The organism is Adlercreutzia murintestinalis (assembly GCF_943192905.1).
In the GTDB taxonomy this organism is placed as follows: domain Bacteria; phylum Actinomycetota; class Coriobacteriia; order Coriobacteriales; family Eggerthellaceae; genus Adlercreutzia_A; species Adlercreutzia_A murintestinalis.
The window spans coordinates 1-21,904 of sequence record NZ_CALPCC010000020.1 but is presented as its reverse complement, the minus strand read 5'-3'; the positions used below and the strand labels follow the sequence as shown (position 1 = coordinate 21,904).

At 61.3% G+C, this 21,904-nt stretch carries 22 protein-coding genes and 1 other RNA gene; 7 read left to right on the top strand and 16 right to left on the bottom strand.

Going from position 1 to position 21,904, the window contains the following annotated elements:
* Positions 1 to 75: 75 nt before the first annotated feature.
* From ffs to NFR19_RS07315, 3 genes are all read right to left on the bottom strand, one after another.
* Positions 76 to 171: signal recognition particle sRNA small type (gene ffs, locus NFR19_RS07325), an RNA gene on the bottom strand.
* 148 nt (positions 172 to 319) lie between these two features.
* The gene (locus NFR19_RS07320) at positions 320 to 1,729 is read right to left on the bottom strand and encodes a Sapep family Mn(2+)-dependent dipeptidase (protein ID WP_251213139.1); all 1,410 of its coding nucleotides are present in this window, start codon (positions 1,727 to 1,729) and stop codon (positions 320 to 322) included.
* A 102-nt stretch (positions 1,730 to 1,831) separates the two neighbouring features.
* Complete coding sequence (locus NFR19_RS07315; protein WP_251213138.1) at positions 1,832 to 2,695, bottom strand: class I SAM-dependent methyltransferase; 864 nt, start codon at positions 2,693 to 2,695, stop codon at positions 1,832 to 1,834.
* 400 nt (positions 2,696 to 3,095) lie between these two features.
* Here NFR19_RS07315 and NFR19_RS07310 point away from each other — a divergent pair, with 400 nt between their 5' ends.
* Positions 3,096 to 4,484, top strand: a complete 1,389-nt coding sequence (locus NFR19_RS07310) for a TrpB-like pyridoxal phosphate-dependent enzyme (protein WP_251213137.1) — start codon at positions 3,096 to 3,098, stop codon at positions 4,482 to 4,484.
* A gap of 185 nt (positions 4,485 to 4,669) precedes the next feature.
* On the opposite strand, the gene NFR19_RS07305 is transcribed toward NFR19_RS07310, so the two are convergent.
* Positions 4,670 to 6,250: an ABC transporter substrate-binding protein gene (locus NFR19_RS07305; RefSeq protein ID WP_251213136.1), complete on the bottom strand. Its 1,581-nt coding sequence runs from the start codon at positions 6,248 to 6,250 to the stop codon at positions 4,670 to 4,672.
* A 331-nt stretch (positions 6,251 to 6,581) separates the two neighbouring features.
* Between NFR19_RS07305 and NFR19_RS07300 the strand changes: the two genes are divergently transcribed.
* From NFR19_RS07300 to NFR19_RS07285, 4 genes are read left to right on the top strand one after another with little or no spacing between them, the layout of a single operon-like run.
* Complete coding sequence (locus tag NFR19_RS07300) at positions 6,582 to 7,157, top strand: 2-oxoacid:acceptor oxidoreductase family protein (protein ID WP_251213135.1); 576 nt, start codon at positions 6,582 to 6,584, stop codon at positions 7,155 to 7,157.
* The gene (locus tag NFR19_RS07295) at positions 7,154 to 7,468 is read left to right on the top strand and encodes a 4Fe-4S binding protein (protein WP_251213134.1); all 315 of its coding nucleotides are present in this window, start codon (positions 7,154 to 7,156) and stop codon (positions 7,466 to 7,468) included. Before NFR19_RS07300 ends, NFR19_RS07295 begins: the two co-directional genes overlap by 4 nt.
* Positions 7,469 to 8,686, top strand: a complete 1,218-nt coding sequence (gene porA / locus NFR19_RS07290) for a pyruvate ferredoxin oxidoreductase (protein ID WP_251213133.1) — start codon at positions 7,469 to 7,471, stop codon at positions 8,684 to 8,686. It begins immediately after the preceding gene.
* A complete protein-coding gene (locus NFR19_RS07285) occupies positions 8,674 to 9,636 on the top strand; it encodes a thiamine pyrophosphate-dependent enzyme (RefSeq protein WP_251213132.1) in 963 nt (320 codons plus the stop codon). The genes porA and NFR19_RS07285 overlap by 13 nt, the downstream gene beginning before the upstream one ends.
* 110 nt (positions 9,637 to 9,746) lie before the next feature.
* On the opposite strand, the gene NFR19_RS07280 is transcribed toward NFR19_RS07285, so the two are convergent.
* From NFR19_RS07280 to NFR19_RS07270, 3 genes are all read right to left on the bottom strand, one after another.
* Positions 9,747 to 10,148 (bottom strand): metal-dependent transcriptional regulator, encoded by a 402-nt coding sequence (locus NFR19_RS07280; RefSeq protein ID WP_251213131.1) that lies wholly within the window; start codon positions 10,146 to 10,148, stop codon positions 9,747 to 9,749.
* A 9-nt stretch (positions 10,149 to 10,157) separates the two neighbouring features.
* Positions 10,158 to 12,566 carry an HAD-IC family P-type ATPase gene (locus tag NFR19_RS07275; RefSeq protein WP_251213130.1) on the bottom strand — a complete coding sequence of 803 codons (2,409 nt, stop codon included), beginning with the start codon at positions 12,564 to 12,566 and terminating at the stop codon, positions 10,158 to 10,160.
* Between the two features lie 74 nt (positions 12,567 to 12,640).
* Entirely contained in the window at positions 12,641 to 13,285 is a 645-nt protein-coding gene (locus tag NFR19_RS07270) for an SGNH/GDSL hydrolase family protein (RefSeq protein ID WP_251213129.1), read from the bottom strand.
* A gap of 298 nt (positions 13,286 to 13,583) precedes the next feature.
* Between NFR19_RS07270 and thrC the strand changes: the two genes are divergently transcribed.
* Positions 13,584 to 15,158 carry a threonine synthase gene (gene thrC, locus NFR19_RS07265; protein WP_251213128.1) on the top strand — a complete coding sequence of 525 codons (1,575 nt, stop codon included), beginning with the start codon at positions 13,584 to 13,586 and terminating at the stop codon, positions 15,156 to 15,158.
* Positions 15,159 to 15,187: 29 nt separating this feature from the next.
* Positions 15,188 to 15,535 (top strand): winged helix-turn-helix domain-containing protein, encoded by a 348-nt coding sequence (locus NFR19_RS07260; protein WP_251213127.1) that lies wholly within the window; start codon positions 15,188 to 15,190, stop codon positions 15,533 to 15,535.
* Between the two features lie 194 nt (positions 15,536 to 15,729).
* Here NFR19_RS07260 and NFR19_RS07255 read toward each other — a convergent pair whose 3' ends face one another.
* The 9 genes from NFR19_RS07255 to NFR19_RS07215 all read right to left on the bottom strand — a co-directional run.
* Positions 15,730 to 16,062 carry a DUF192 domain-containing protein gene (locus NFR19_RS07255; protein WP_251213126.1) on the bottom strand — a complete coding sequence of 111 codons (333 nt, stop codon included), beginning with the start codon at positions 16,060 to 16,062 and terminating at the stop codon, positions 15,730 to 15,732.
* Positions 16,063 to 16,106: 44 nt separating this feature from the next.
* Positions 16,107 to 16,556, bottom strand: coding sequence for a hypothetical protein (locus tag NFR19_RS07250; RefSeq protein ID WP_251213125.1), 450 nt, complete (start codon positions 16,554 to 16,556; stop codon positions 16,107 to 16,109).
* Between the two features lie 109 nt (positions 16,557 to 16,665).
* The gene (locus tag NFR19_RS07245) at positions 16,666 to 17,112 is read right to left on the bottom strand and encodes a valine--tRNA ligase (RefSeq protein WP_251213124.1); all 447 of its coding nucleotides are present in this window, start codon (positions 17,110 to 17,112) and stop codon (positions 16,666 to 16,668) included.
* A complete protein-coding gene (locus NFR19_RS07240) occupies positions 17,103 to 19,229 on the bottom strand; it encodes a molybdenum cofactor biosynthesis enzyme (RefSeq protein ID WP_251213123.1) in 2,127 nt (708 codons plus the stop codon). Before NFR19_RS07240 ends, NFR19_RS07245 begins: the two co-directional genes overlap by 10 nt.
* Positions 19,220 to 19,714, bottom strand: a complete 495-nt coding sequence (locus tag NFR19_RS07235; protein ID WP_251213122.1) for a TadE/TadG family type IV pilus assembly protein — start codon at positions 19,712 to 19,714, stop codon at positions 19,220 to 19,222. The genes NFR19_RS07240 and NFR19_RS07235 overlap by 10 nt, the downstream gene beginning before the upstream one ends.
* Positions 19,698 to 19,862: a hypothetical protein gene (locus NFR19_RS07230; protein WP_251213121.1), complete on the bottom strand. Its 165-nt coding sequence runs from the start codon at positions 19,860 to 19,862 to the stop codon at positions 19,698 to 19,700. Before NFR19_RS07230 ends, NFR19_RS07235 begins: the two co-directional genes overlap by 17 nt.
* Before the next feature lie 23 nt (positions 19,863 to 19,885).
* On the bottom strand, positions 19,886 to 20,140 hold the full coding sequence (locus tag NFR19_RS07225) for a Flp family type IVb pilin (protein ID WP_251213120.1): 255 nt from the start codon (positions 20,138 to 20,140) through the stop codon (positions 19,886 to 19,888).
* A gap of 15 nt (positions 20,141 to 20,155) precedes the next feature.
* Complete coding sequence (locus tag NFR19_RS07220) at positions 20,156 to 21,070, bottom strand: type II secretion system F family protein (protein ID WP_251213119.1); 915 nt, start codon at positions 21,068 to 21,070, stop codon at positions 20,156 to 20,158.
* Positions 21,071 to 21,096: 26 nt separating this feature from the next.
* Positions 21,097 to 21,904: type II secretion system F family protein (locus NFR19_RS07215; protein ID WP_251213118.1), on the bottom strand; the 808-nt coding region annotated here is incomplete at its 5' end.

Sequence of the window (21,904 nt, the reverse complement as noted above, 5' to 3'; positions counted from 1 at the left end):
AGTGCTCCTTCAAGTCGTATCGAGAAGATAGGCGGTGGTGCTCACCTTCTCTTGTCACAGCTCGAACGCAAAAGCACCCCCGAAAGACAGGACGCTCGTCAGCGGTCCCTTATGGCTGCTTCCTCCCGGACCTGACCAGGTTCGGAACGTGGCGCCGTCCTGCCCTTCGGAGGTGCTCGTGACGTATCGTTCAGTATAGAGGAAAGATATCCCGCAAGCTACTGCACTTGCGGGATATCACAGGGCGATCAGCATCCGGCCGATGGTGCCGCCGCCCGTTGCTTCCACTGCGTCCGGCGGCATATTCGACGTCTCCGTCCTACAGATCGAGTTCCAGCAATTTGCCGATGCCCAACGCGTATATCTTCCATGAAGTCTTCAGCTGATCGATGCTCTCGCCCTCGTCGGGACCGTGCATGCCACCTACCCAATCCGGGTTCTTGATCCATGGCATCTCGGCCCCGAAACTGGACCCGCGCGTGAATTCGCGGGCATAGGTACCGCCACCGATCGTGAACGGCTCGTCATCACGCCCGGTCACCTGGTTGAACGCTTCGCACAGCGCCACGATCTCAGGGCTCTTCGGATCAACGAGGAACGTGGGCAACAGCAACGTGTTTTCCACCGTAGCACCCGCAGGCTCAGCCACCGCGCGCAGCTGCGCCAGAATGCGATCGCCGTCAGTGGTGGTGGGGAAACGCGCGTCCAGCGTCTGCACGAAGCGCTGTTCTTTCAGCTCGATGGTGCCCCCGATGACCGTAAGGGGCCCGAAGTATTCGTCTGAGGCCTGAATGCCCACGCCGCTACCGTCCGTGTTGCTGAGCAGCTTTTGATCGAGCTCCAAGAATACGCGCTCGTCAGCGCTGCACAGATCGTTCGCCAGCAGGTAATCCACGATCATGCCGATGGCGTTCTTGCCATCTTCCGGCATACTGGCATGCGCGCTCTTGCCCTGCGCGCTGATGCGCACCGTATCAGTACCCTCTTCGGTCAGCGTGATGCCTTCCGCCGCAGGCAGCCCAGCCACATTCGCCCGCACGAGCGCCGATGCCTCACCTGGCACCGCATTGGTGGCCGCACCGCCCGTGAACTCCACGATGAGCCCGTCGGTGATCAGCGCGCTGGTGATGACGCCGTTGAAGCCGCCCTTTTCGCCATAGCACACCGGGAAATACGCATCCGGAGTGAAGATGAACGCAGGGTCGTCATACGCCTTGCGATAGTGCTCCACGTCGAGCAGATCGGTCTCTTCGTTCGCGCCGAAGATGTAGCGCACCGTATACGGCAGCTGAACGCCCTGGTCCTTCCAGAACTTCAGCGCATACAGGCACACCATGAGCGGGCCCTTGTCATCCAGCGTGCCACGACCCATCAGATAGCCGTCCTTCTCCGTCACCTGGAACGGCGGGAACGTCCAACCAGGGCCAGCAGGCACCACATCCACATGCCCGATGATGCCGATCTGCGTGTCGCTCGCCCCGGGAAGCTGGGCGAACCCCGCATACCCATCAACATCGGTGGTGTCGAAGCCCATACGCTCAGCAATGGAAAGCGCCTGGGTCAGTGCCGCACGCGGGCCAGGACCAAACGGCGCACCCGGGGCCGCCTTGTCAGTTTCCTCAAAACTGGGAATCTCGACCAAACTCGTGATATCTGCCAGACATGCGTCCCAGTTCTCGTCTATATACGCATCGATCTTCGCATCGAAACCATCAGGAACGATCTTCATGGCATCTCCTCTCAACGTACTCTGGCTTTATCTTACGAGTCGCACCGCCCGCATCTGCCCGCATTCGCAGAGCGTTTCCGACCTGAGAAGTACCCACGCCCTCTACTTATCCCACCACACGAACGCCCAGTCCACATCGCGTGGGTTGCGCACAGTGAGCCCATCACCGTCAGGCAGCACGTTATCGTCAAGCCACACGCGCAACCGCCGTAGCGCCTCGTCGCGGTCGGGCGCATTGATCGCATCGCGCATTGCCATATCGACCATGCCCGTGAAATGCTCCATCGCCTCGTCGAAGCTGGCAAAACGATCGTTGCGCTTCGTGTTGATGTAGGTCAGTTTCGGCAGATACCCCTCATCTGAAAGAATGGCCAGCGCATACACCGCATCCATGCTCTGCGGAACCTGGATGCCCAAACGGCCCATCAGGCGCCCATCAACACGAGGCGACACCCCGGTAGCCAGCGTGATGCATACGCGCCGTCGCGCAACAGCCGTCAGCTTGAGCAACGCGCTGCGCAAGTCGTCGGTGGCAATAGAGCGCGACGCCATGCATACATCGAAGCTATCCGGCCCCAGCCCCGCCGCTGCCCAGTCGTCCTCCCAGCTCAGCCGCATGGCCTCTACGCTATCAACCTGAGCTTCCCGCAGATTCTCTTCCAGCTTGTCCAACATGACCTGCGAGAAATCAGCCGCGAGCACCGTATGCCCGCTCTGCCCCAGAAGCACCGCCAAATTGCCGGTCCCGCACCCCATGTCGAACACGGTCTCGTCCGGCTGCATCTCGGCCAACGACAAAAACCGCCGCGCATAGGAATCCGGCGTATCCTTATGGCCGAACGTCTGCGCGCGCTTGTCCCAATACGCTGCGTCCCGTGGTGAAATGCGCAGCGTCTGCCGCGCCTTCCACAGTTCGTTCCAATCCTGCGCCGTGGTCGGCACGGGTCCCTCTGGTGTCTTTATCATGCGTTTCCCTTTCGCCGTTCACGCCATATCCGTTCAGTATAGGGTGTTGCGCCACATCTTCCGATATGGTTATACTTCGGTTATTCGATATCCGAAGGAGTTCGCTTGACCAACCTGCATGCACAGATCGAATTGACGAGCGCTCGCGTTGCGTGCGCCGGTGCATGGTGGTGGTACAGCCGAATATAGACGGATCATCGAGCTTACCCAACCTGCGCAGGTAAAGCCCCCGGTGATCCGCCGGGGGCTTTTTCGTATGCGCGCGTTGGGCCTGATGCGCACGATGCGCGTCAGGTGCGCTCGACACAGGCGATGGCGCGCAGAACGCAGCCCAAGCGAAATCGCCCGCGCCGAGCGCACTGGACAGACAGCGAAGGATCATCAGAAGAAAGGACCGACCATGACGACCGATGCCGCCCCCTACCGCCTGTATTTGCGCGAGGATCAGATCCCGCGCCAGTGGTACAACTTGCGGGCCGATATGCCCGAGCCACCCGACCCCATGCGTCTGCCCAATGGTAAGGTTGCCGAAGCCGCCGACATCGCACCGGTGTTCTGCGACGAGCTGGTGAAACAGGAACTTGATGACGCCACCGCTTATATAGACATCCCTGAACCTGTGCTGGAAATGTACAAGGTGTACCGCCCGAGTCCCCTCTGTCGCGCTTACAACCTCGAACGCGAACTGAACACACCGGCCAAGATCTACTACAAGTTCGAGGGCAACAACACCTCGGGCAGCCATAAGCTGAACTCGGCACTGGCGCAGGCCTACTACGCCAAAGCACAGGACCTTGACCGCATCACCACCGAAACGGGCGCCGGTCAGTGGGGTACCGCGCTCTCGGAAGCGGCCGACCATTTCGGCGTACCGCTCGACGTGTTCATGGTGAAATGCAGCTACGACCAGAAGCCGTTCCGCCGCTCCATCATGCAGACGTTCAACGCCACGGTGACACCCTCGCCCTCAAACACCACCGAGATCGGCAAGAAGATGCTAGCCGATCACCCCGATTCCACCGGCAGCCTGGGCACGGCCATATCGGAGGCGGTGGAGCGCGCGCTGAACGTGCCCGCCAACAAAGGCCGCTACCAGCTGGGCAGCGTGCTGAACCAGGTGGTGCTGCACCAGTCCATCATCGGGCTTGAGAGCTATACCGCGCTGGAGGAGCTGGGCGAATACCCCGATATCGTCATCGGCTGCGCGGGCGGCGGCAGCAACTTGGGCGGCCTGATCGCACCGTTCATGCGCGATAAGCTGAACGGCACGCGCCCCGACACGCGCTTCATCGCGGTGGAACCGGCCAGCTGCCCCAGCCTCACGCGCGGGCGCTACGCCTACGACTTCGCCGACACGGGCCAAACCTGCCCACTCGTGAAGATGTACACGCTGGGCAACGGCTTTTTGCCTAGCCCCGACCATGCGGGCGGTCTGCGCTACCACGGCATGGCGCCCATCGTCAGCAAGCTCAAGCACGACGGCTTCATGGAAGCGGTGGCCGTCAAACAGACCGACGTGTTCGGCGCCGCCGAGCAGTTCGCGCGGCTGGAGACCATCCTGCCCGCACCTGAGAGCGCGCACGCCATCTTCCAGGCCATCGAAGAGGCGAAGAGGTGCGCCGAGACCGGCGAAGCGAAGACCATCCTGTTCGGCCTGACCGGTACCGGCTATTTCGATATGTACGCCTACGAGGCCTACAACAACGGTCAGATGACCGACCACATCCCCACCGACGAAGAGCTGGAAGCAGGCTTTGCCACCATCCCACACCTCGACGGCATCCAGTGATCGGGTCGACACCATGGGATCGACGCCTGCGCCGATCGCTGTGGCATGATTCGATCGGCGCGGGCTTTGCCACCATCCCGCACCCAAACATCATCTACGCACACGAAAAGGGACCCGCGCGATGCGGGTCCCTTCTGAGGGTTGAGCACTGAAGCTCTGCGATGCACCGGTTCGGTGCCTGCGCGCTACTCCTTGGGAGTGGTGCCCAAGAACACCAGACCAGTGGTGCTGATGGGTGCGAAGTCCTCCAGCTTTTCCTCGTAGTAGCCCGTGGAGACCTCGCGGTGGAACAGCGGGTAGATGGGCACTTCATCTGCGATGAGGTCGAAGCACTCGTTCCAGATCTCCTGCTGCTTGGCGGCGTCGGCCTCTTCGCGAGCGCTTTGCAGCTTCTCCTGCAGGGTGGTCCACTCCGGGGTGCCCTTCCAGCAGCTGCGGCCCTGAGTCCACACGTTGTCGCCGTACCACCAGGTCATCAGCAGGTCGGGGTCGTTGCCGAAGCAGCTCGGGTCGCCCGGCGTCAGCATGACGTCGTAGGGCAACTCGGCGTCGGAGGGAGCCAGGCTTGCCCAGTCGTTGGTGAAGTCCTGGATGGTCACCTGCACGCCCGCAGCCTCCAGGTCCTCCTTGATCTGCGGAGCCAGATCGTAGACCCAGTTGGTGTTGGTCAGCAGGTTGATGCTGAGGTTCTCAGCGCCAGCGTCGGCCAGCAGGCTCTTCGCCTTAGCAGTGTCGTAGGTGTACACCGTGGAAGCGCGATGATAGTTCGCATAGCTCTCCGGCAGGAAGCTGGTAGCAGCAGCGGCATGACCGGCCAGCTGGTTGGCGATCAGCTTGTCCATGTCGATGGCATAGTAGAACGCCTGACGCACGCGCTTGTCGTTGAACGGCGCCTTCTTGGTGTTGAACATCAGGAAAGCCAGCGCGAAGCCCGGCACGTCCTCGACCGTAGCGCCTGCGTTGGCAACCTGATCGGCGTTAGCAGCCGGTACGCTCTCGATGGCCTGCACGCTGCCGTCGGTGATGGCGGTGACGCGGGAGGTGTTGTCCACCAGCACGTTCCAGTCCATCTCGTCGCAGGTGGCCGGATACTGGCCGTTGTAGTTCTCGTTGGGCTTGAAGATGATGTGGCCACCCTCGTTGCCGTCGATGCTGTCATACATCCACGGACCAGAGCCGATGGGCTTGGTGGACAGCTCGTCTTCGCTCAGGCCAGCCGGGAAGACCTTCACTACAGCCAGACGGCCCTTCAACAGCGTGGCGAAGGGGTACTTCAGCGTGAAGGTGACGGTCTTGTCGTCCTTGGCGGACACCGTGTCGATGAATGTCAGGAAAGCGCCATAGGTGTCGTTGGCCATGTTCTGCTCGAACGCGTTCACCACATCAGCGGTGGTCACATCGGAGCCGTCGGAGTACTTGGCGCCTTCTCGCAGCGTGACCTCGTATTCCGTCTCGGAAACCTGAACCGGGTCGCCATCGGCCAGAGCAGCATGAGTGGTGTAGTCATGCAGGTCAAGGTCATAGAGGCCCTCGAACACGTGCCACGTTGCAGCCAGCATCAGCGCAGAGCTGTTGCCGATGGGGTTCACGTTGGTGGACGTGTACGCAGGCGCGGCCAAGATGGTGCTCGCTGCCTGCCCCGAAGAAGCGGCGCTGCTGCTCGATGAGCTATTGCTGCTGCAACCGCTCATTGCCAGCGCAGCGACGGCGCCAGTTGCTGCGGTGCCCGCTAGGAAACCGCGACGTGTCAGTTTGGGCTGTTCCATAGGTTTGCTCCTTTGGTCTGCGGGGCACGATCCCCGACTGCGGCGCGATTCCTTACGCGCGCGCATTTGGTCTTATTATCCTTCATATATATGTGGAAATCGCTTGTTTTAGGTATCAATTTGGTACAAATTATCCTATTTTGAGAATAAGACGGGGTCGAGCATGAGCAGCGTCGATACCGTTCGCGCGAGGTGAGCGGCGCAGCTATTCCCGCTCACACCTTATACGTCGCGCAACCGGGCGCTTTCGCATCAGCGCGTCCGCAGCGCCAAACGCGCTTGCTAACATGACTTTAGCAAGATCCCTGCACCGTAAACCGAGAGGAGAGGAATGTCAGAGCTGATCGAGATTCGGTGGCATGCACGAGCCGGCCAGGGCGCGGTGACCGCCGCGAAACTGGTGGCCGACACTGCGCTTCTGCAGGGCGCCTACATCCAGGCAATGCCTGAGTACGGCCCCGAGCGCACGGGCGCGCCGCTGAAGGCTTACACCCGCGTGAGCGACGCACCCATCGAGGTGCACAACACCATCGTGAATCCCAACATCGTTGTCGTGCTGGACGACACGCTGCTCGATTCGGTGGACGTGACCGAAGGCATCAAGGATGACGGCGCGGTGATCCTCAACACCGAGATGAACGCCGCCGAGGCGCGCGCGCGTCTGAACGTGCCCGCCAGCGTGAAGGTAGCCGTGATCGATGCGAGCGGCATCGCCATCGACACCATCGGGCGCGACATCCCCAACACGCCCATCGTGGGCGCGCTTTCAAAGGTGACCGGCGTGGTGCCCGTCACCATGGTGAAAGAGCGCCTGACCGAGACCTTCGGCAAGAAGTTCAGCCAAGAGATGATCGACGCGAACCTCCATTCGGTGGACCGCGCCTACGAGGAGGTGCAGACCGCATGAACATGCCAGAGCTCGACCGCTTCGACGAGTGGGCGCCCGAAGAGTTCCCCAAGGGCTACCTGTGCAACGCAGGCACGTCGGTGGAATACATCACCGGCGGCTGGCGTAGCATGCGCCCGGTGTGGAACGCTGAGGCGTGCACGAACTGCATGATGTGCTGGGTGGTGTGCCCCGATTCGTCCATCATGGTGGCCGACGAGGCCATGACCGGCATCGATTACGACCATTGCAAGGGCTGCGGCGTGTGCGTGCACGAATGTCGCTTCAATGCCCTGGAGTTCATCCGCGAAGATGAAGCGGAGGTGGCATAGATGACAACGACCAAACTGTTTTCCGCAACGGGCAACCAGATGATCGCCGAGGCCATGCGCCAGGCCGATCCCGATGTGATGGCGGCCTACCCCATCACGCCTCAGACGACCATCGTCGAGAACTACGCGAAGTTCGTGGCCAACGGTGCCGTGAACACCGAGTTTGTCACCGTTGAGAGCGAGCACTCCGCCATGAGCGCCTGCGTGGGCGCCTCAGCTGCTGGCGCGCGCGTGGCCACCGCCACCGCCAGCCAGGGTCTGGCGCTGATGTGGGAAGAGCTGTTCATCGCGGCTGGCATGCGCCTGCCCATCGTAATGGCCAACGCCAACCGCGCGCTGTCCGCCCCCATCAACATCCACGGCGACCACTCCGACGTGATGGGCGCCCGTGACACCGGCTGGATCCTGCTGTTCGCCGAAACGGCGCAGGAGGCCTACGACAACACCGTGATCAGCTTCCCCATCGCCGAGGACAAGGACGTGCAGCTGCCGGTCATGACCACGCTCGACGGCTTCATCACCAGCCACGCCATGGAGCGCTGCGTGATGGAAGACGACGAGACGGTGCGCGCCTTCGTGGGCGACTATCTGCCCGCTAACGGCCTGATCACCAGCCCCACACCGCTCGGTGCGGGCATGTTCGCCAACGGCGACAGCTACATGAAGAGCCGTTACATGCTGCGGCGCGCCATCCAGGATTCGCTGCCGGTCATCGAGCGCGTCGGCAAGGCCTGGGCCGAGAAGTGCGGGCGCCCCTTCGACGTGGTGGACGCCTGGGAGTGCGACGACGCCGAGCTGGTCGTGGTGGTGCTGGGCAGCGCCGCGGGCAACGTGCGTCACATCGCGCGCGAGCTGCGGGCGCAGGGCAAGAAAGTGGGCGTGGTGCGCCCGCGCGTGTATCGCCCCTTCCCCGTGAAGCAGATCGTGGAGGCATGCAAGAACGCGAAGGCCATCGCCATCATGGATCGCGCTGACAGCCTGGGTGGCCAGTACGGGCCGCTGGCGGTGGACGTGCTGGGTGCGCTGGCGTCCGCTGGCAAGAGCGCGCCGTTCCACAACTACATCTACGGTCTGGGCGGCAACGACCTGACCAACGATCTGGTCAACAAGATCTTCAACGACCTGGAGAAGCTGGCCGACGGGAGCCTGGGCACCGGCGGCGTGAGCTATCTGGGCATGCAGGAAGCGGAAGGAGCGCAGAACATATGGCTGGGTTAAAGGAACTTTCGCGCAAGCCCGAGAAGCTGGCTCCGGGGCATCGTCTGTGCGGCGGCTGCGGCGCTTCCATGGCGGTGCGCCAGATCATGATGGGTCTGCCGGACGACGTTGAGCCCGTCGTGGGCTGCGCCACCGGCTGCCTTGAGGTGTCCACCACCATCTACCCCTACGATTCGTGGAACGTGCCGTTCGTGCACAATGCCTTCGAGAATGCCGCGGCCACCATATCGGGCGTAGAAGCGGCCTTCAAGGGCATGCAGCGCGCGGGCAAGATACCGGCGGACAAGAAGATGAAGTTCATCGCGTTCGGCGGCGACGGCGGCACCTACGACATCGGGTTGCAGAGCCTGTCGGGCGCCATGGAGCGCGGGCACGACATGGTCTATGTGTGCTACGACAACGGCGCCTACATGAACACGGGCATCCAGCGTTCGTCGGCCACGCCGAAGGGCGCCTGGGCCACCACCGCCGAAGTTGGCAAGGTGGAGCAGGGCAAGCAGCAGGTGCGCAAGGACCTGACGTCCATCATCGCCGCGCATGGCGTGCCGTATGTGGCGCAGTCGACCGTCGGCCACTGGAAGGACCTGGTGTCGAAGGCCGAAAAGGCGTTCGCGGTTGAGGGCCCCGCGTTCTTGAACGTGCTCTCGCCCTGCCCGCGTGGTTGGCGCATCGGCAGCGACGAGACGGCGCAGATCTGCCGGTTGGCCGTGGACACGAAGTTCTGGCCGCTGTTCGAGGTGGAGAACGGCGTGTGGAAGCTGACGCCGGTGCGCGAGAAGAACCTCAAGCCGCTTGAGGATTACCTGCGTCCCCAAGGCCGCTTCAAGCACCTGTTCAAGCCAGAGAACGCGCACATCATCGAAGAGATGAAGGCCGACGTGGACGCCTACTGGGCGTATCTGGAAGGCCGCGTGGAAGGCAGCAAGGACGCCACGAGCCCCATCGAGTAAGCGCATGTGAGGCGGTGGCGCCTGTGAAGGCGGTCACCGTATGGGCGGCATCTGCGAAGGCAACCGCCGCCCGCTTCACAGACTTCGCGAAGCACAAGAACCGAGGCAGCTTAGCTTCGGTTCTTTTTTTCCGCCTTCAGGCCCATCTTCTCTATGAAGGCGAGCCACTTCTCAAAGGATTCGTCGCTGATAGCATGCTCCATCAAGCAGGCTTCCTCTTCGGCGATGGCGGCGTCGATGCCCAAGCCCTCGTGCAAGAACAGGGTGAGCGCGTGGTGCCGATCGAGCACCTTGCTCCCGTATTCGCGCCCCTCCGGGGTCAGCGTGATGTCGCCATAATGCGGCTGCGCGGCCAGGCCCTTCTCCTTCAACACCGAGATGGCCTTGCTGACCGAGGCTTTCGACACGCCCAGCTTAGCGGCCACGTCCACCGCGCGCACCGGGTTGGTGGCACCGCCCAGCATGACGATGGCTTCAAGGTAATCCTCATGCGACTTCGAGATTTTATCCATGTGCGCCGATCAGGCTCCCATCTGCTGCTTGTGGTAGTTGTCGAACACATTGTAGAGCAGCTGGAACGCTATGAGGTTCGCCACCGCGGCTATTCCCGCTATCCACCACATGGGCTCTGTGAAGGCTGCGATATTGAACAGCGGCCCCAGCACGGTCGAACCCAGCGCCAGACCGCCGATGACCACCACCAACAGCGCAGTGCGAATGCTGTTGTACGGGATGGACAGGCGAATGACCAGCAGCACGCCGATGAAGGCGAACAGCAGCACGCAGAGCGTGGAGGTCTGCTCGTAAGTGAGAGCGAAGGCCATGGTGCCCACCGCGCTGACGGTAACGATCGTGACCACCGCGCAGATGGCGCCCGGGATGGAATGCACCACGCAATTCGCGAGGAAGCGTCCGCGCACGCGCTCGTGGTTGGGCTCGAGCGCCAACACGAACGATGGAATGCCGATGGTGAATGCGCTGATGAGCGTCATCTGGATGGGCACGAACGGATACTGCCAGGGCAAGAAGATGAACAGGAGCGCCGAGGTGATGGAGAAGAGGGTCTTGACCAAGAACAGCGACGCTGAGCGCTGGAGATTGTTGATGGAGCGGCGTCCCTCGGCCACCACCTTGGGCATGCTGGCGAAATCGTTGTCCACCAGCACCAGCTGCGCCACGTTGCGCGCAGCATCGCTGCCCGAGGCCATGGCCACGCTGCAATCGCTGGCCTTGAGCGCGAGCACGTCGTTCACACCGTCGCCAGTCATGGCCACGGTGTGGCTGTCGGCCTGCAAAGCCATTACGAAGGCTTTCTTCTGCTCGGGCGTAACGCGACCGAACACGCTGTATTCGCGGATGGCCTGAGCGATCTGCGCCTCGGTGGTGAGCGTGGTGGCATCCACGTAGCGATCCGCGTGTGGCACGCCCACCTTCTGAGCGATGCCGGATACGGTGCGCGGGTCGTCTCCGCTGATGACCTTCAACGTCACGCCCTGCTCGATGAAGTATCCGATGGTCTGCGCGGCGGTCGGGCGAATCTGATCGCGCAGCATGATGAAGCCAAGCGGCTGCACGTCGCCCTCCATCGCGCCTTCTTCGGTGAAGCCCCCCACGCGCGCCAAGAGCAGCACGCGATTGTCAGCCGACAGCCCTTCCAGCTGCCCGCGAATGGCATCCAGCGCATCCAGGTGTTTCGCGAGCACGAACTGTGCGGCGCCCATCACATATGCGCTGCCATCCGCGAACTGCGCTCCCGACCATTTGGTATCGGACGAGAACGGGATAGCGCGCATGATCTGCGCATCGAAGCGCTGCATCCCTTCGTCGCCCTTGTCGTCCTTCTGCGCTGAAACGTATGCAAGAATGGCCTGCGCCGTATCGTTGGGGTCTGCATCACTGCCCGCGATCCCCCCGAACAGGCGCACCAATTCCGCATCGGCAACCCCCGCGCTCGGCACAGCCGCCACACCCGCTACCTCCATGCCGCCCGTGGTGATGGTGCCCGTCTTATCAAGGCACAGCGTATCCACGCGCGCCAGCGTTTCGATGCAGTACAGCTGCTGCACCAGCACCTGATGGCGCGACAAACGTATGACCGCCACGGCGAGCACGGTCGAGGTCAGCAGGATGAGGCCTTCGGGAATCATGCCCACCAAAGCCGACACCGTGGTCAGAATAGCGGAATTTGCTGCCACGTGATGCAACAGATGCGTGCTGCCGAACAGCAGCAGACCTACGGGCAGCATGGCAAGGCTCACGAACTTGATGATGCGATTCAAGCTGGTCATGATCTCGGAGTTGACGGCCTTGTGCTGCTTCGCCTCAGCGGTGATCTTCGCTGCGTAGTTGTCGGCGCCCACATGGACAACGCGCGCCCAGACGGTGCCGCTGTTCAAGAACGACCCGCTCATCAGCATGTCGTCCGCCGTTTTCGCGATGGCTTTGCTCTCGCCGGTCAGCAGGCTCTCATCCACGCGACACTCCCCGCCGATCACCACGGCATCAGCGGGCACCTGGTCGCCGCGGCCCAACCTGATGACGTCGTCGACCACCAGCTGATCCACCGGCAATTCCATCACGCGCCCGTCGCGCATGACCTCGGCAAGGCTGGCGGCCACGATGGAGAGCCGGTCGGTCACCATCTTCGAGCGGATCTCCTGCACAATGCCGATCACCACGTTCACCACGATGATGACCATGAACAGCATGTTCTTGTACGATCCGGTGAAGAACACCAGCACCGCCAGCACCATGTTCACGAAGTTGAACAGCGTGCAGATGTTGTCGCGGAAGATATCGGCCAGCGAACGCGTCTTGACGCTCGCATCAACGTTCACGCGGCCAGCCGCAACGCGCTCGGCCACCTCGGCCTGCGTGAGACCCGATGGCGCTGCTGCGTTGAGCGGTTCATGTTGTTGCTCGTGTGACATGCCTCAAGATTATAACCATTGCTCTCAAGCCCACCGGCCGCACGCGTGAGTATTACGATTCGGTAAGGCGCCTGTCACCGTGGAAGCGCTTCGGCGAACGCTGCGGCCAGCTGAAGCATGCCGCGGCGCGTCGGATGCGTGCCGTCCAAGGTGTCGAAGGGACGGCCGACGACGGCCACATCGACCACGCGCGCACCCCCATCCGCAGCTGCCTGGCGAATGGCCGCGTTGTACGCCTCGAGGTCGGCTCCCTTGTACTTGCTGCGGAAGAACTCCACGTCGTGCTCTTCGGAGCGTCCCGGCAAGAGCGTCAGACACCACACCTCCGCATTCGGCGCCACCTGAGCCACTTGGGCCAGCATGGCGCGGTAGGCATCGGCGAACTCATCGAGCGGCGTGCCTTCACCGTAGTCGTTGATGCCCAGGTAGACCAACACCACATCAGGCTGCTGCCCCGATGCTCCCAGCAGTTGCCATGCACGCTCAGGCGACCGACCCGCCGGAAACGCAGCGCCCGCCACCAGGCTGCCCGAGTAGGAGGCGTTCCTCAAAAGCTTGCCGCCCAAAGCGCTGATCGCCTGCATCCACCAGGTATCCGAAGGCGTGTTCACGTTGTTGTGTGCGGCGCGTTCCCCTTCGTAGTACACCGCATTGCCCGCAGCCACCATACCATCGAACGTAGAGATGGAATCGCCCAGCACCGAATAATGCTTGATCATCGTGCTCCTTTCAAAAGCCGCCCACATCGCGCTCACCTCGCTCGCGTCTTCCAGGACGCGTGCTGCGCCCCATGCGAGAGTCAGCTGGTTTGCCGCACATACCCTGCGAAACCAGTCGGTTTGCCACCGCCCACACCCCACACGAACCAGCTCAGATAGCCGTGGTGGCAGAACAACCAGTCGGTTTGTCACAGGCGCCCCCGACGGGAAACCGCACCGCAGATGGCAGAACAGCCTTTATCATTGCCGATAAGTATACTTCCCAACCAATGCGCTGGGCACGCGAAGGAGGATCGCTATGGCAGCACCCCTGGACCGCCACGACAACTTCGGACAGAATCTCTATGTTGATACGCGCGGATCCAACGCGAACCCCATTCCTTTCACCCAAGCGGTCATCAACGGTCTGGCGCCCAGCGGGGGCTTGTACGTGCCCCAGGCGGTACCGCATCTGCGCCTTGAGGACATACTCGCGCTCGCCGATCTGCCGTACAGCGAGCGCGCGGCATCCATCTATAGCGCCTTCAACATCGATCTTGATGACAAGCAGATCATGGGCCTGATGAATGCCAGCTATGCGGACAACTTCGACACCCCCGATATCTGCCCTCTTCACACGCTCGATGACGACGTGCACCTCTTAGAGCTCTGGCATGGCCCCACGAGCGCGTTCAAGGACATGGCCCTACAATGCTTGCCGCACTTCTTCGCAGCCAGCGCCGATGCGCTGCGCCAGCGCGGCCAGCTGGATAACAGCTTCTGTATTCTCGTGGCCACCTCAGGCGATACCGGGAAAGCTGCCCTCGAAGGCTTCAAAGGCGTGAACGGTGTTGACGTGGGCGTGCTCTTCCCCCATGGCGGCGTCAGCGATATCCAGCGCAAGCAGATGATCACGACCACCGGCGACAACGTATGCGTGTGGGCCGTGCGCGGCAACTTCGACGATTGCCAAACGGGCGTGAAGCGCGTATTCGGCGATCAGGCGTTCAACGATCAGCTGCTCACCCAGAACAAGGTGGCGCTTTCTAGCGCGAACTCGATCAACTGGGGGCGTCTGTTGCCACAGGTGGTCTATTACGTATCAAGCTATGCTGAACTGGTGGCCGAAGGCAAGGTCAACGCCGGAGATCCCATTGACGTCTGCGTTCCTACCGGCAACTTCGGCAACATCTTGGCTGCCTGGTACGCAAAGCAAATGGGCACACCGCTCGAGACACTTCTGTGCGCGAGCAACGAGAACCGCGTTTTGACCGACTTCATCGAAACGGGCGTCTACGATATTTCCGACCGCGATTTCGTGCTCACCCCCTCTCCTTCGATGGATATTCTGGTGTCCTCCAACCTGGAGCGCCAGCTGTTTGAATTGTCCGGACGCAACGGGCAGGCTGTGCAAGGCTGGATGGCCGACCTGAACGCCCAGAAGCGGTTCTGTGCTGACGATGCCACCGTTGCTGCCATGCAAACGCTGTTCAAGGGCGCTTCGATCAGCAACCAAGCATGTCTGGAGACCATCGACTTCGTCTTCAAGAAACACGGGTACTTGATGGACCCCCATACCGCCGTAGCCTATGCAGCCGCTTTGCAACTGCGTGGTCAAAACCCGCTCTTGGTTGCCAGCACTGCGCATTGGGCCAAATTCGGAGATAACGTGTACCGCGCTCTTCACCATATTGCACCATCAAGTCCTCTGCCCGATGATATTGCTGCTCTGACTGGCTGCCAGCTCAATCAGCTCATCGCTCAAGAAACGGGCTTGTGGGGCATCCCCAAGCGTTTGGCCGACCTCGATGCTCTGCCCATACGCTTCACCGAGGTCATTGAGGGTGGTCAGGAAGCCATCGAAGACGCTGTCCTGGCATTTCTCACCCGCTAGGCCGCGCACAGACAAGGAGAACGCGACGTATGACCACCAAACTGAGCAAACTGGTACCCAATACCCGTCTTTCCATCAGCAACCCGAAATCGAACTCTAACTCCGTGTTCGGCAAGGGCATTGCCGACCTTTGTCTGGGCGTGCGCCAACACGGATCGCTCAATGCCGCGGCTAAGAACATGGGCATGGCCTACAGCAAGGCTTGGCGCATCATCAAAGATACCGAGGACGCCCTTGACATTCAGTTGCTCATTCGTGACGGCGCGCATGGCAGCGAACTGACTCCCGAGGGAAACCGGCTCCTAGAGCTTTACACCCGCATCAACCAGGAAATCTCCCAAAAAGCGGTGGAGCTGTACCAGGAAATCTCCCAGTAAGCAGCCCTCGTTGCCCGGCGCAAAGGGCGCTCTACGCTCAACACCTTCCCCGCTTTCCAATGGTTTCTGCGCGCATGCCCGTGCGCCCTTCTGCATCTCTTGCTCCCACTCGGGTTTGCTGCCAAATCGATACATGCAGCCATAGCAGGTATCCATATCGTCGAACAGTGTCGCCTTGCACACCGGGCATCGCTTCATCGCGGCCCCCCTTCATCTGGTCTATACGGCTCGGGCGAGCCGAGTCGTATCACATCACCCACATGCAGCCATTCGCCCGCACGCGAAAACCGCTCTGCCACCATGGAGGCAGCATCGTTTCGCAGGCGCTTCCGCAAGCCGACGTTGCGGTGAACCTCGATCACGTCCCCATCTCTGGCAATGAACGCCACGTCAAGCGGATAGCGCATGCCGAACGTATGGATATCGCGACACGGCACCAAAAGCCGCGTCACCTCGTCTGGATCACGAAACAGCATGCCCCGCAACCGCTGCGGCATCGTAGTAGCAAGCTCTATCGGCTCAGCCATACCGCTCACATCCATCAGCCATCTCCCAGCGCATCTATCCCGCATCAAGCGTGACGGATATGCATAACCGCGCTGACGCCGTCTGCGTGTTGCGCCCACTCCACCATCAACCACGAACAACTCCCTTCTGCCTTCACGAAGGTATCAACGCCCTCGTATCCGCTCTCCACGCTCGTCCACCCCTTGCTTTGCAGAGCATTCGCTATCCGCGCTGCGCATTCCTCTGTGCCAAGCGGTATGTCAACGCGCACGATGCTCCACTGCTCATCGGCATAGCGCACCGTCCACGACTCATCGAGCACCTCAGCGCTCATCCATGCAGGCGCCTCGCGCGAAATGGCGAATCCAGCCGCAGCAAGCGCTTCTTCTTCGGTGCCGCCTTGCCGCAACCCATCCCATACTGCCTCGGTATGAGCTCCGCTCCCGTGTCCTGCATCTTCTGCTGCCTCAGCAATCGCGCACATGCCGACGATGGCAGCGATCGTTGCCGCCACGCACGCCCATGCTCGCCACAATCTTCGTCGCGTGCCGTTCTTGCACCCGCCTTTGCTTCTTCCGGTCCTTGCTTTTACCTGCATCCTTGCACCTCGCTGTCTGCCAGAGCTAATCCACCGCATCGCTTGCCACCACCAACTGCGCGGTATGCGCGAGCGACGGCAACGTCACGCCAAACACCTCGCTGCGCACCCGCAAGCCAAACAACGTAGGCTGATACTCGAGCGTTCCCGTAATGGTGGCCGTAGCATCGGCGCTGACCTCATAAGAGATGGTGGCGCGGGGGTTGTCGCTCGCATCTGGTTCCACCTGACACAGCACCTGCTCCATCGCCGTATCGAATGCCATGCTCGACGGCGGGGATACCGCCCACACGCGCACCGCATTGCGAAACGAGCGATCGAATTCCGCGCAGTACGAAAAGAACGTCAGCGCATTGAACACGATGGCGGCGATGATGATGACAACGGGTAACACCACGCAAAGCTCAACGGTCATCTGCCCACGCTCGCGCATGCGGCATCGTGCGACACTATGCACCTTCCCTACTGCCATGACCGGCCACCTGTTGCCGTTGCAGCCGCCTGAGCAACGCTCTCGAGAGCGCTCTCCACCAGTGCTCGTGCCCCCTCTTGCACCGAAGGCGGGATCGCCAAGGTGAGCGGAATATCGGTATCCCCGAGCGGAATGCTGATCTCCACCGCATCTATCGCAGTGCCCTCTCCTTCGAGCGCTGAGCGAATGCTGCTTGTCAGTCCTGAGAAAAGATCGGTGCTTCCCGACGATGCAGAGAGCGCTGCTGTCTTCACCTGGAGATACTTCGCCGAGAGCTCGGTCGTATCAGCACGGGCCACCTGGGCCGTGTTCACCAGTACGGGGCGTAGCATGAACAGCTCAGGCGGCTCTAAGCCAAGCCCCTCCAAAAGTCCCGTGAGCGCATCAGCTGCCCAGCTGCCCAATCCACTCGCGGTCGTGGTGTGCACATCATCTAAACCTGCCTGCACGGTATCCATGATGGCTTGCTGGCCGCCGCCCCATGCACGCACGAAACCGGTCCATAGCTCGCTGATGGTGCGCGTTGCGGCATCCGATCCTGGAATCACCCGGGTCAGTCCATCAAGAACCTCGTCCATCACCGTGGTATCGGGGGTATCCTCATCGATCTGTAGCGATGCGCCTGCAACCGCTGCCCGCGTGCCAAGCGTTGCATCCGTACCTATGAAGCTGCTCTCGAATCCGGTGGCAGCTGCATTCTGAGCCACGTTCACCACCAGCGCAAGGGCGCCCGCTGACCCGGGTGGGTCTGCATGAATGCGCTTGTTGCCCGCGCCTCCCGAGAGCACATCCCCCATGCCGCGGAAGATCTCATCGACCGATCCTTCCACTTCAGCCTTCGTCGGCTCAAGCTCGTCCATCGCCTGGTTGTAACGCTCGTTCGCTTCACGCACGATGCGATAATGATGCTCATAGCCGCTTGAAACAGCCGTTGATGCCGATGCCACATTCCCGAACGTTGCCGCCGTGAACTCGCACTGCGAGCACACCGCATATCCGCCACCCTCAAGCTGACTGACCGACCCGTACTCGCCCGCGCCCGCCGCAGCCGGGCATCCATCCCATGCATGCATCACCGTGGCTCCCTCTGACTGCGTGATAGGAAAGAGCTCTGCCGTGTACAACCGAGTCTCTCGCATCTCATCAAGATTCCGAAACACCTTCGGGAAGGTGCATCGCTCGCCCGAGGACTGGTTCGCCGCCATCACGTCTTCGTAGGTTTGCTTGTAGAAATGCTTGCGCAGCGCCGAGTCGGCCCTTTCCTCTACGCTGAGGCTGCTATCAAGGTACGCGTTCTCGGAAAAGTAACGGCTGCGGTAATATGCATGGCTCCGCTCGAGCGCCACCTTGAACGACCATGCGTCAACGCTGCTGTAATACGGATTCGCGGCCGCGCTCGGCATCTCAGCGAGGTGCGCGGCGCGCTCGTAAAGACACGCATTCGGATTATTCCCGCAATCCGCCATATACGCCTCGTATTTGCTCTCGTTCGCTTCTTGCGCCAATTCCTCAGCACGCGCCGCTGCGGCTCGAATATCAGGGGCTTTCTCTTCCACCATCTCGGTCAGTTCGTCAAGCTGGTCCGACGACACGCTGATCGGCTGCCCTACAAGAGGCATGAGAATGGTGACAGCGTGGTACTGCGACGCCATGCCCTCCATATCGTTTTTCTGAGCGATCTGCGCCGCCTTGGCCGCTGCGATGAACGGCAGTGCCTGTTGCAGCGCATCCAGCACATCGGCCATACGCGCAGCAGCCGTATCGCGCGCATTGGCTATCTTGCGACCGCACGCGATCAATCGCTCAGAAATAGCCGCGGCGGGCGGGATGCACGCTGCCACCACGCCCGCGCCCAGCGCAATGGTCGATGTTAGCGTCATGGTGAACAGCATCGCATCGCAGCCGTTCGCAATGCTCATGTACCTGGAAACCTCAATTTGGGCTGCCATCGCCGCAGCATCGGCCACTTCCTGAATATCAGATGACGCCGAGGATACGCGATACAGTTGAGCCGCGCTGAATATCAAGGTAAGGGCCAGGAAGATGCTCACCGCCATGCTGACCGTGGTCAGGCCCTCTTCATCACGGAATAACCCTTGCGCTCGTCTCATACCCATTGTCGTATCCAATCGCTCGGTGCAGTCTGCCGTTCAACCCAATCGGGCTGCGTGGCGGCTGTTGCCTCCACTGCGAGCACCACGTTGCCTCGCTCGTTGCAAAGCCCTAGAAGCCCCACCGCGCAGTCGATCAATGGAAGCGGCTTCACCTCGGTGCTGATGCGCACGGTCGCGGTAGGGGCCGCCTCGTTGCCATCAAGCTGCACCTCCCATGTGCACCCTGTCGTATGCACATGGAAGATATCAGCCTGCGGCACAGCGGACAGACGACGCATGATGTAGTCTTGACACTGCTGAGATTCGCCTTCGCCAGCGGTTGCGAGCACACGGCATCCTTCCGCTGCCGCACCTGCCATGACCACGCGGTCGTAGAGCAGGATCCCTGGCTGTACCAGCAGCAGCACCAACACCATCAACACCGGAAGCGCGAATGCGGCCTCTATGGTTGCCTGACCTTGCTGGCGTTTCTCAGAAGCAGAAGACATCGACTATGCCACCTCCTGCACCCTGCACATGGTGCGATGCCGCCATAACCGCATGTTGCACGAACAAGCCGCTCTCAATGGCTTGCGCCAGCGCCCCCAGCGCCACCACCACGCAGAGCAGCGCGCCGAGCACGACGGCATACTCCACCGTCGATTGCCCACGCCGCTCTTCTACAAGCTGTTGATACCGTCGGAGATGGCAAGCCAGAGCTCTTCCAGTTTCGGGCGAAATACTGTGATGGCGAGAATAGCGATGACCACGAGCACGCCTACCAAGATGGCGTATTCTGTCGTGCCTTGCCCACGTTCGCACGCCATCTTCGCCCGCATGCGACATGCGACAGCCAGCGCCTTCTCGCTCATCATGCCGCACTGCGTTCGTATGCGCGCCACCTCTTGCCCGATCAGTTCTTGCAATGCAATCATTTCCTTGCTCCTTTCTCATACCATCCCGCCTCCCACCATCTCAAGCAGCACCGGACCCATCACTAAGATCAGCATGGCGGGCAGTATCAAGGTGCCAGTCGGGATCATCATCTTCACAGGGGCCTTCGCCACCTGCTCTTGCCTTCGGGTGCGATAGGCAACACGGCTCTCGCGTGCCGCATCTTCAAGCCCTTCCACCATGGACGTGCCAAAGCGAATGGATCGCACGATTGACTCGATGACGCGCGCGAATACCGAAGAGTCGTAGGAAGCTGCCAAGTGACGCAACGCTTCGTCGCGACGCTCCAACCCACTTGCCCACTTTCGTTGCGCCGCCGAGAATTCACCTGCGAGAAATGTGGGGAACCGTGCTGCATATATCTGGAGGCTTCGGTCGAACGAGAGCCCGCTGCGCATGCCGATAGCCACCACATCCAGCATTTCGGGCAGATGACGTTCCATCTGCTGCGTGCGCCATTCAATGCGATGCTTGATGGCGCGCTTGGGTGCCGATGCGCCGAAATACAGCCCTACCAAGCCTAATACCCCTGCAAGCGCGGGCGAGACAAACGCACCTACCACGCCTCCCACGCACAAGGCAATCCCTGCGAGCAGAAGCCGCGTGACGCAGAACCCCTCTTCGGTCACGCTGTCTGCAAGTCCCGCGAAACCCACCACCCGCTGAAACCACGGAGAGCGCATCGCGTTATCCGGTACGTTGAACGGCATGCTACGAACCGCAATGCTTTGATGCTCCATCATCTCGATCACGCGCACATCTGCTTTGCTGCTTGCGGCATACCTGTGATCGGGCGACTCTGCGCGAGCGCGCACCGCCTCCCGATGCCGCGCGCGTTGCCGCATCTGTTCGATCCAACGATAGACGTTATACCCAGCACCACCGGCAAGGCACGCAGCCGCGTATGCCATTCCTGCACTCATAACAGACATCGTGCTCACCCCGCATCTATCCGCAGCATGCGTCGCACCGCCAACACCCCAGAAAGCTGCATGATGAGCGCCAGCGCTAGCAGAGCCACCCCTATCAGGCTGCCAAAGAACGGCGCGAGGAAGTCAGGGCTCATCAAAGAGAACAGCGCCACCAGCACAAAGGGCATCACGGTGACGATACTGGCCGAGAGCTTGGCTTGTGCCGTTTGCACTCGCAGCGAACGCATCAAGTCAAGCTCGCTTATCACCGACTCGCGTGCCGTTTCAAGCACCGGCGCAATGCTGCCGCCGCTTTGATGCTGCACATCAAGCGCCACCGCCACGAAGGAAAGCTCGGGAACCTGATCGCTCGAACGCATGACCGCAAGAGCCTCGGCGGGCGGTGCGCCCATCTCAAGACGACGAGCCGCAACGCTGAACAGGCTACCCAGCGCACCGCTGCATTCCATCGCGGTCTGTTGCAGCGTTTGCGGCAGCGACAAACCGCTCCGAAAGCAGGTGCCCATGCACCGCAGCGCATCAGGTATCTGTTCGCGCGTATTCGCCGCATTCTTGTCAGCAGAGCGCTTGGCTGCGGCGAAGATCCCAATGGCAACAAGACACGCTACCGCTACGCCACACACCGGCGACAAGGTCATCAAACCCACAACAACCCCGCTCACGAGCGCCGCCGCACCCGTGATCAACACGAACATCTCAGGCGTCAGCGCAATGCCCTGCTCTTCTGCAAGAAGCGCTGCATGCCGAGCAGGAGCTGCGAGCGCCGGATGCTCGCTCACGCGCTGCGCGAGTGGCCGAAGCGGCTGCGCAGCC